General features: G+C 52.6%; 7 protein-coding genes and 1 tRNA gene. 5 read left to right on the plus strand and 3 right to left on the minus strand.

The features are described 5' to 3' along the window. Window positions 1-5 precede the first annotated feature (5 nt). From Q0336_RS05350 to Q0336_RS05360, 3 genes are read right to left on the minus strand one after another with little or no spacing between them, the layout of a single operon-like run. Window positions 6-3,149 (minus strand): efflux RND transporter permease subunit, encoded by a 3,144-nt coding sequence (locus Q0336_RS05350; RefSeq protein WP_298526418.1) that lies wholly within the window; start codon window positions 3,147-3,149, stop codon window positions 6-8. A gap of 15 nt (window positions 3,150-3,164) precedes the next feature. After that, entirely contained in the window at window positions 3,165-4,196 is a 1,032-nt protein-coding gene (locus tag Q0336_RS05355; protein WP_298526420.1) for an efflux RND transporter periplasmic adaptor subunit, read from the minus strand. 59 nt (window positions 4,197-4,255) lie between these two features. After that, complete coding sequence (locus Q0336_RS05360; protein WP_298526422.1) at window positions 4,256-5,680, minus strand: TolC family protein; 1,425 nt, start codon at window positions 5,678-5,680, stop codon at window positions 4,256-4,258. 958 nt (window positions 5,681-6,638) lie between these two features. On the opposite strand from Q0336_RS05360, the gene Q0336_RS05365 reads away from it, so the two are divergent. The 5 genes from Q0336_RS05365 to Q0336_RS05385 all read left to right on the plus strand — a co-directional run bounded on the left by Q0336_RS05365 (window position 6,639) and on the right by Q0336_RS05385 (window position 10,185). Beyond that, window positions 6,639-6,723: transfer RNA gene (locus Q0336_RS05365), tRNA-Ser, on the plus strand. A gap of 294 nt (window positions 6,724-7,017) precedes the next feature. After that, window positions 7,018-7,329, plus strand: a complete 312-nt coding sequence (locus Q0336_RS05370; RefSeq protein WP_298526423.1) for a DUF3853 family protein — start codon at window positions 7,018-7,020, stop codon at window positions 7,327-7,329. Continuing rightward, window positions 7,326-8,390, plus strand: coding sequence for an AAA family ATPase (locus tag Q0336_RS05375; RefSeq protein ID WP_298526425.1), 1,065 nt, complete (start codon window positions 7,326-7,328; stop codon window positions 8,388-8,390). The genes Q0336_RS05370 and Q0336_RS05375 overlap by 4 nt, the downstream gene beginning before the upstream one ends. Window positions 8,391-8,529: 139 nt before the next feature. Then, the gene (locus Q0336_RS05380) at window positions 8,530-9,288 is read left to right on the plus strand and encodes a CHC2 zinc finger domain-containing protein (RefSeq protein ID WP_298526427.1); all 759 of its coding nucleotides are present in this window, start codon (window positions 8,530-8,532) and stop codon (window positions 9,286-9,288) included. Between the two features lie 492 nt (window positions 9,289-9,780). After that, on the plus strand, window positions 9,781-10,185 hold the full coding sequence (locus tag Q0336_RS05385; protein ID WP_298526429.1) for a hypothetical protein: 405 nt from the start codon (window positions 9,781-9,783) through the stop codon (window positions 10,183-10,185). Window positions 10,186-10,478: the final 293 nt, after the last annotated feature.

Genomic DNA, 10,478 nt, shown 5'->3' on the forward strand with positions numbered 1-10,478 from the left:
GAGAATTAGTGAGACGAAGAGCTAGAGGAGAGCGTATGGCGACGGGCGATCTTCTTCTCGAGCTTACGCCGTGCTCTCTTGACACGTCGGCCCTCAAGCGCAGCATAGAGCGTCGGGATGAGTACCAGTGTCACGAGCGTAGAGATACTGAGCCCCCAAGCTACCGTGATCCCCATGGACTGCCACATCTCTGAGCCTTCTCCGATACCGATAGCCATAGGCACCATCCCAAGGACCGTCGTCATGGTGGTCATAAGTACAGGGCGAAGACGTGAGCGACCCGACGTAGTGACGGCCAGCGAGATCCCCATGCCTCGCTCCCGACACAGACGGATGTAGTCAATGAGTACGATCCCGTTCTTCACCACGATACCGATGAGCATGATCATCCCGATGAAGGACATCGTATCTAGCGGGATCTGCGTCACAAGGAGCCCAAAGAAGACACCTGAGAAGGCAAAGGGCACGGAGAACATGATGACAAATGGATCCACCAAGCTCTCAAACTGTGCCGCCATCACGATGAAGACGAGCATCACGATCAGAAGCATGAGCGTCGTGAGATCACCGAAGGTCTCCTGCTGACTCTCATAAGCCCCCGTGATCTTGTACGAGACAGCCGACGAGGGGACAGGATGCGCAGCCAATGTCTTCTGCACCTGACCTACCAGATCACTCAGCTGCACCCCTGGCGTAGGTGTGAGCGTCAGAGAGACTACACGGGAGCGGTTCTTACGCTCGATCGTAGGAGGAGTGAAAGCTTCATCTATATGACCAAGATCTGACAGACGGAGCTGCTTGCCCTGCGGTGTGTAGACGATCAGATTAGAGATATCCTGAAGTGACTGGCGACGGCTGGGATCGAGGCTGACACGGATATCATACTCATTACCATCCTCACGGAAGTGCGAAGCGACAGTACCATTGACCGCACTGCGCAGGTACATCGCTGCCGTAGAGAGATTGAGTCCGTTCTCTGCTAGGCGCTGTCTATCGAAGACAAAGCGCACCTCAGGGATATAGTCCTTACGGCTAAGCGTAACCCCAGAAGCAACCTTCGACTGGCGTAGCTCATCACGAAGGAGTCGGGCATAGGCATCGGTCTCATCGAAGTCCTGCCCGTAGATCTCCAGTGTCACGCCCGTGGAGCCACCTCCACCTTCTCCCGTCTTGACATCATAGCTTGTGACCTCGGGATAAGAGGCAATGATCTTGCGAATAGCATCTGATGCCTCCTCCTGTGTCTGCGTGCGCTCTGCTCGAGGGTACATACCGACATACATCGTGATACCATTCGTTCCATTAGCTTGCACCATAGACCAAGAGTCCCCATCCGAAGCCTGACCAAGATTCATTGACACCGTCTGGATCGATGGAATCTCTTGGCGCATTCTCTTCTCTAGATCAAGTCCGAGTCGGCGTGTCTCCTCGACACGGGTACCGACAGGTAGCTCTAGAGATACATTGATGAAGCCAATATCCTGCTGGGGCATGAAGGAAGTCTTGATGAAGGTGAGGCTCCCAAGACTGAGGAGGAAGATCCCCAAAGCAGAGAATACCGTAGTCCGACGATGACGCACAGCCCATCCCAGCAGGCGGGCATAGGCTCCATCAAGGGAATTAAGTGCACGCTCAATGGGGCGGAAGAGCTTATCTGATAGTTTGCTTCGCCCAGTCTCACGCTTAAGGAGCTGTGAGCAAAGCATAGGAGTTAGCGAGAGGGCAGCTGTCGTGGAGACGATCATCACGATACTGATACTCCAGCCCAACTGACGGAACATCAACCCCGCTTGTCCTGGGGTCATCGTCAGCGGGAGGAAGACGGCTAGCATCGTCAGCGTCGAAGCGATGACGGAGATCCCCACCTCGTTCGTGGCATGTACAGCAGCTTGCTTCGGATAGCTCCCTCGCTCGATATGCGTCGTGATATTCTCTAGGACGACGATCGCATCATCCACGACCATCCCGATGGCGATGGAGAGCGAAGAGAGGGAGATGATGTTGAGCGAATTACCCGAGACAAGGAGGTAGACGAACGAGGCCACCAGCGAGATTGGGATCGTCAAGATGATGATGAACGTAGCTCTCCAGCGACCGAGGAAGAAGAGCACCACCAGCACGACGATGAAGAAGGTGATGAAGATCGTCTCCTCAAGCGAACCAATCGTATTGACGATGAAGCTCGAAGTGTCGATCAAGTAGCTGATCTTCACATCCGAGGGGAGGTTCTCTTGGATCTTGGGCAGGAGATCTTGTATCTGACGAGCGATCTCGACGGAGTTCGAGCCTTCTTGCTTATTGATGATGATGATCGCCCCGCTCTTACCATTGACATAGCTCTCCTGCTGGCGCTCACCGATCGTATCCTTGATCGTAGCGACATCACGCAGGTAGATATCCTTGCCTGCGACGCTGGAGACGACGATCGAGCCAAGAGCCAGCGGATCGACGAACTCGCCCTGAACACGTATCGAGCTCGTACGTGAACCTAGATCGATCTGTCCCGCTGGGATATTCGTATTCTCTGCTGCGATAAGCTGGGAGATCTGAGTCAGAGTAAGTCGGTAGGCCTCGAGCTTAGCAGGATCGCAATAGACTTGGATAACCCGCTTGGCTGCCCCTACGGCATTGATGGTACCGACCCCATCGACACGCTGCAAGGGATTGCTGACCTTGTCCTCGAGGATCTTAGCTAAGCCTCGGGCACTCTCTTCGGACTCAACCGAGAGTATGGCCACGGGGATATTGCTCGTATCGAACTTGAAGATCGCAGGCTTCTTGACCCCTGATGGGAGGAAGTCCGTGATCGCATCCAGCTTGTCACGGATATCATTCATCGCATCAGCGATGGGTGTACCAGCATAGAACTCCAGCGTGACGATCGAGGCATTGTCCTGACTCTTCGTGCTGATATGCTTGAGCTTGTCGATACCGTTGAGGCTATTCTCCAGAGGCTTGGAGACGTTCGTCTCGATATCAGCCGCACTCGCTCCAGGGTAAGAGGTGACGACCATGACCCGTGTCGTATCCGTCTTGGGCATCAGCTCGATGGCCAGACGCGACAGCGAGAAGAGTCCGAGCACAGCTATCGCCACGTAGATCAATGCCGTGGTGATCGGTTTGCGGACGGAAGTTTCGTAGATGCTCATAGCGAGAGAAGGCGTTTACTTACGGGTCTTCACGGGAAGGCCATTCTTCAGATTAGAGGGAGCCGAGGTGATGACCTCGTCGCCGACCTCGAGCCCACTGACGATCTCGTAGCGATCGCCCTGTTGTGCTCCGAGTTCGACAGCCCGATAGACGGCCTTACCTCCAGAGTAGAGGAAGACATAGCGTGCACCGCTACCTGGCTGGCGGACGACCGCCTTATCGGGGATCGTCAGCACTTCCTTTGCTCCGAAGTCGATGTGCACACGGGCATACATCCCTGGGCGGAGCTTGAGATCCTTGTTCGCCACTTCTATCTCTGCCGAGACGGTATGGGTGATGGGATCAAGGGTAGGATAGATATTAGCGATCTGCCCTGTGAAGGTCTCAGCACCGAGGGCATCGACGGTGAGGGATACCTTGGTACCCTTCTTCAGGAGCGAATAGTATTGCTCAGAGACACCGATCATCGCCTTGACAGGAGCGATCTGCTGGATGACAACGACGGGGAGCTGAGGCGAAGTCATATCCCCATTGTCGTAGTTCTTAGCCGTGACGAAGCCACTAATCGGGCTACGCAGGGTAGTATTCTCCGTCGCGTGGTTATAGGCAAGCTTCGCCTGCTCGACGGCGCTCTTTGCCTGCTCCCACTGAGCCTTGGACACCCCACCTATTTTGTAGAGTTCATCCATACGACCGAAGTTCGTCTTAGCATCAGCGAGCTGGATCTGTGCCTGCGAAGCTTGGGTAGCCTCTAGGTTTGCTACAGCTTGACCAGCAGCGACCCGGTCGCCGACCTTGACCAAGAGTTGCTTGAGGCGGCCACCCGCCTGAGCGGTGATATTGTTCAGCACCTTAGCTTCGAGCTGAGCGGTGAAGTCCTGAGAGATCTCAAGGCTACGCATCTCAGCAGGAGCCGTCTCCACGAGGCGAAGGCTATCTGTGGGTGCTGCTTCCGTCATCTTAGAGCTGGAGGAAGAGCAGCTAGAGAAGAGGCCCAGCCCCACAAGTGCGAGGGAGAGAAGGAGGTTCGACTTCTGGTGTATCATCGTTTATCTTAGTTCTTTGGGGTGATCATATACATTACGGGAAGCGACAGAGGTCGGATCTACTGAGCGTCTTCGAGGGTAGCACCTCGGAGCGCATCAAGGGAGAAGACGGCTACCATATAGTTGTACACCGCCTGACTGTAATTGAGTCGTGCTTGTAGGAGTGCCATCTCGGCATCGTTGAGCTCAAGGACGGTGCTCGCGCCAGTCTTGTAGCGCACTTCGGCGATCTTGTGACCACGTTCGGCAGTGGCGACGGCATCTCGGGCAGAGGAGAACTGCTCCAGAGCCTTACGCTGCTCGCTGAGGCTGCTCATCACCCCGAGGCGAAGTTGATTCTCTGCTGCCATACGCTGAGCTACGAGTTGACGGATCTGCGTCTCGGTGCTCCGCACGTCATAGTAGCGCTTCCCGCCCGTATAGACGGGAATATCCAGAGCAAGACCGATCGTGGAGAAGGGACTCCACCTCTTGTTGTCGTTTAGACGGAAGCGATCGGAGGCAAAGCTGTACTGATAGGTGAAGCTCATCGAGAGGGTTGGGAGGAAGGCCATCCGCTTGACCTTGAGAGCAGCATCCAGCTGACGACGCTGCAGGCTCAACTGGCGCAGTTGGCTATTCGCCTCAAGGGAGATATGCTCACTCTGCTCGGGGAGGTTCTGATAGACTCGATCAGTGTAGTCCGAGAGCTGCTCTGTGATCTCGATCGGAGTATCTAGATCCAGCCCCATGACGACCTTGAGTTTAGCCTCTGAGAGACGCACAGCGGTCTGCGCCGAGACGACATTGGGCAGGATGTTCTTCACCTGCGTCTCCATGCGGATCTTGTCGTACTCTGCTACCAGCCCATGCTCATACTTCGCAGCAGTCTGGGCATAATTGGTCTGCGCATTGGCATAGTTCGCTTCAAGCACTCGAAGCGATTCACGAGCTAGAAGGACGGCCATATATGCCTTGCGCACCTCAGCCTCTAGATCGACCCGAGAGCCACGAGCACGCTCCTCGGCAAGAGCTACGGCCTCCTTGTCCAGCTGCAGGCTTGCCCAAAGCTGTGGTGCTATAAGGGGAAGGCCAGCCGACACACCGCCCTGCAAGCTATGAGTCTGCCCCATCTCAATCCCTTCGGAGGGGAAGAACTGCCCCATGGGCGATGAAGCCATATCATCCGAGCCGAAGTACACCCTTTGCTTCTTCAGCATGTGCGTGTAGGCTCCAGTCAATTTGATTGTTGGGAAGAGCGCCCCCTTATTCTTGCGCTGGTCGTACTTGGCACCTGCAACACCAAAGGCAGAAGCCTGAAGCGTCGGACTCATCTTCAGAGAGAGACGCACAGCTTCCTCTAGGTTCAGAGCGATCGGACGCTGAGGCTCAAGGCTCTTCGTCTGAGACACCTCTTGGGCGAGTAGACCTACGGGCAAGGCTAAGCATCCACAAGCCCAAGCAAGGCAAACGGATACAGCAGCTCTTAGAGTTATCTTACTCATATATGAATGTTCTAAGTTGATGGTGGTGTCTTCCCGGGCAAACGAAGACACCTTTATTAGGAACAAAGTTACAGAAAAATGCCACGGAGCACTCGCCCTTAGGGCGAAGCTAACGAAAGAGATGGCAAGGGGGCCAACACACATAAATCAGAAGGCTCCGACAAAGGCTCCCGCCAGTAGTCCATGCTCTTCTTTTCCGCTCACCAGCCAGCCATCCCTCTTCATGCTGAGAGGCTTATTTTCCGAAGAAAGAACCCGAACACCACCACCCCTCAGAGAACGACGCATACGCTCTCAATATCAAGCAAATACCACCCGCCTCAAAGCGTCCCCGCCGAGGGGCGAAAAAACGACCTACGGTAGGTCGTCAAAAAAACCTACAGTAGGTCGTCCCACCGACCTACCGTAGGTCGCATCAGCGACCCACAGTAGGTTTTATTTGCCCCCCTACAGAAGGCTCCTCTCTCTTCTCCTCAGAAGAGCATCGGCTCCCGCTCGGAAGGCCATCGACTTCATCCCAGCAGCCCCCGCTTCTCCTCGGGATCCTCTCCTCATGCCCCACCGCTAGTAGCCCCTCTTTACCGAGCTTACTTGTGCTTCGACTTAGTCTTCATTCGTACCTCGACTATGCTCTAATTTGTGCCCTAGAGTAGCCTTCGCTTCTTCCGTATCGTCATCTGCATCCCTTCCCCCAAAAGACAGCCCCCTTACCCTCTTGCGACAATACTTTTCCCCGATGAAGGCAGGACCTCAGCCGAAGTACTAGCCGAAGAGCGACCTGAAAACGATCCTCTTTTTGTCCCGAAAGACAGTAGGCTTTACCCGCTAAATAGAGGAGACTTTGTCCCCTAGAGCAGGCATCACATGCGTCCCTACTTGCATATTCCCCGAGAAGCACTATCTTTGCAGTCACTAAGGGTTCGCTGGTTATCGCAAGGCTCCAGTGACATCGACCCTAGGAGAGATGGCAGAGTGGTCGATTGCGGCGGTCTTGAAAACCGTTGAACTGAGAGGTTCCGGGGGTTCGAATCCCTCTCTCTCCGCAATAAAGGGTGTAAATCAGCGAGTTACGCGATTTACACCCTTTTCTACACCCAGAAATATCGATAGCCCATAAGACGATAAACGAGCCCTTGGAGCTTCTTGATGGAGCCCAAAGGGCTCAGCTTGTTTTCCCACATTCTCCTAATACATCCTCCCCTTTCCTTGGCTATTCGGGCGGGCTCATTTCGCCTATACATTTGCAGTGTCAGAGCTATTCAAGACCATGCTTGAAGACTCTCGAAGACTCATAAAGATACATTCAAGTCGATTGACACCGCAACGTATAAGCAACTATGACACTACACGAACTCCTCGAAAAGCCCGTATGGCAGATGACGGGTGAAGAACTACTCTTCCTCGCTCAGCAGGGATCAACGCAACGAGAAGGAGACCCACAAGACAAGAGTCCCGCCAAAGAAGAAAGACACTTCGTTTATGGGCTCTCTGGGCTTGCCCGGCTTTTTGGGTGTAGCCTCCCCACATCCAATCGCATCAAGCAGAGTGGAAAGATCGATCGGGCTATCACTCAAGTCGGACGAAAGATCATCGTCGATGCAGACCTTGCCCTTGAGCTAGCAGGACGCAAATCAGGAGGACGCAGATGAACGCTTGCACCCATTCCTGCGATCCATCACCCGATATGGAGGAAGTATGGAAACGCTCGCTCATCCGAGTTACTGACGAATTCACCCTCCCTCCCGTAGTGCTCCGTGTGGAGGATGCAATCATTGGCACGCTAGGGAACTTCAGCGTCTCTACAGGAAAAGCCAAGGCTAAGAAGACCTTCAACGTCTGTGCGCTGGTGGCGGCAGCCCTCATCAATGGCCAGGTGCTAGAATATCGAGCGAGCTTTCCTGAGACCAAGCGCAACATCCTCTACTTCGACACCGAACAAAGCCCATATCATTGCCAGCTCGTCATGCAGCGCATCTTACACTTGGCTGGACTTCCTCTTGACCGTGAACCCCAGCATTTACACTTCAGCCACTTGAGAGCCATCGCTGAGCCCGAGATCCGTAGGGCCATCATTCGCTACGCCATCTATCACACCCCTGATGTAGGACTCATAGTCATTGATGGTATCCGTGACCTCATGCATGACATCAACAGCTCCACTGAAGCTACCAAGCTCGTCGGAGACCTAATGCAATGGACAGGCGAGCAGAACATCCATATCCAGACGGTCCTTCATCTCAACAAAGGCGACGACAATGCACGTGGGCACATTGGCACTGAGCTAAACAACAAAGCCGAAAGCGTGCTACTTATTGCAAGAGATAATGCTGACGCTGATAGAAGCATCGTATCCCCTGCGATCATTCGCTCGAAGGCTTTTCAGCCATTCGCTTTCAGGCTATCAGAAGACGAAGGCATCTGCTTACCAAAGCTGGACAGCGACTATACCGTCCTACACCAACAAGTTGTCGCTTACCAAGAACTCACCTATGAGGAGCACAGCAAAGCCTTACGAGAGGTGTTCGGTCTGGATACTGAATTAGGATATGTCGATCTACTTGCTCGACTTAGCTCTGCCTACGCTGCTACGACTGGTCATACCTACCGCCAGACGAAGCTCAAAGAGCTCCTTCGCTTTCTCCTCCACAAAGGAATGATTGTCAAAGAGGCGAGAGGACGCTATCGCTTCAACTCTGACCGGCACCACTAAGTCCCAGGATTGGTCGGTCGGACGCAGGCTATATATACCTGACCATCCGACCAACCATAAATATAGAATGGTCGGACGGAAGGGGTGCCTATAGTAAACGTTCGACCGACCAAAGAAGAACCGCCAAAGAAAAAACAGCATGGATCTATACGACATCAAGCAAATACCCATCGTAGCGTACTTAGCACAAGCTGGCTTTGAAGCAAAGCTTATCAAGGGTGTGAACTATTGGTACTGCTCCCCTCTACCCTCAGAGCTCACGCCTTCGTTTAAAGTCAATGCAGAGCGCAACCAATGGTATGACTTCGCCACAGGAGACCACGGAGACATCATTGACCTCGTTTGCGCTCTCCAGCACTGCTCCACAGCAGAAGCTATGAGACGACTATCTGCACTGAAGGGAGTACGGCTAGCACCGTCTTTTTCTTTTGGAGGAACAACTCCCGTAAGGTCACAAACGCCCTCAATGGAACTCATCGGCGTACAAGCCGTGAAGCATCCCAAGCTCTTACTGTATCTCTCGGAGCGAGGGCTACAGCCCTCTGATGTCTCTCCCTCCCTATCAGAAGTCTATTACAGGATCTCCGAGAAGTGTTTCTTTGCCCTGGGATTCCCAAATGATGCTGGAGGATGGGAGCTACGTAATCCCTACTTCAAGGGCTGTTTTGCACCCAAGGCCATAACGACAATCAAAGGGACTGATAGTCACAAGCTACAGCTCTTCGAGGGCTTCATGGACTTTCTCTCTTGGCGGAAACTTCACCCCGAGGTGCAAGCTGACAGTATCATGCTTAATTCGCTCACCCTGCTTCCGAAACGCATACCCTCGCTTCATCCATACGCTATAATCAAGAGCTTTCTTGATCATGATGAAGCCAGAGATCGAGCTACGAGATAGCGCCCTAATCACCTCCGAGATAAAAGCTATATAGATTTCGGAGTATTCCTATATAGGATTGAGCTGATTACTATATAGCTTTCACCCCATTACTATATAGCTTTCATGTGATTACTATATAGCTTTTCAAGCATTACTATATAGCTTTAGGTAGATTACTATATAGCATTCGAAGTGGAACTGATTTATGACTGCCTGAGATCGTCTTTCCAAGTGGGGACTTCGTCGATAAATTAATGTTCTCAGTACCGCAATCATCCTAGGCAAATGTCGAGATCTCGATTAATTAATTTCTCGAGATCTCGACGTCTCGAGCTTAAGCTCGCTCGAGCACTAAAGAAATAGCGTGATCGGCAGAGGCTATGAAGCATTCCTTCTTGATACTGGCAAGGTGTGTCTTTGTACCACAAATTGCCATTTGTACCACAAAGACCCTTGCCCCAAAAGGGGGATCAATCACTCCGAAGTCGTGATAATGAATCCAGATAAAAAATGAAACAGAACAAGCCTGACAGCAGATGCGCCACCTGCCCACGATGGGACAGATGGCACATCAGAATACCCAACCCCAAAGACCAGCAGAAGATCCTCGAGCTATATCGTAGGTCGGGGGCAAAGACAAAATCAGACTTCCTCCGAGCTCGACTCCTAGGCGAGAGCTTTAAGGTCATCACCGAGGATGAATCTACAGAGGAGTACTATCGTAAACTCTCCAGCATCACAGCGCAGATGCATAAGATCGCCATCCTCTACAACCAAACAGTGAGGGCTATCAACAGCTACCACTCGGTCAAGGCTGCACAGGGAATGCTTCAACGGTTAGAGCAGTTCTCCCAGCAAATTATCATCCTTGAGCAACAGGCTATTGAGCTAACCTTAGATTATCAGAAGCGATAAACGCTAAGCACCCGTGTATGATGAAGCGTCAACATGGCCTAGGAGCTACCAAGCTATCTCTGTCATTGCAGAGATCCTTAACAAAGCTGGCTTCGATAGTCTCAGCGAGACCATCGAAGCCAGCTCTAAGCGTGAAGCAGGAAACCCTAAGCCTTGTCGCAAGAGAGATAGAGCGGATTAAGAATGATGCCAAGCTAAAGGGACTGATTCAAGAGTAGAGGACTTCTAAAACTCAGCATGCTCGGAGTATATATATCTATCCAAGATACCTAAGGTATCGGACTCTCGAATAT

The sequence above is a fragment of the uncultured Porphyromonas sp. genome, from assembly GCF_938039215.1.
Classification (GTDB): Bacteria; Bacteroidota; Bacteroidia; order Bacteroidales; family Porphyromonadaceae; genus Porphyromonas.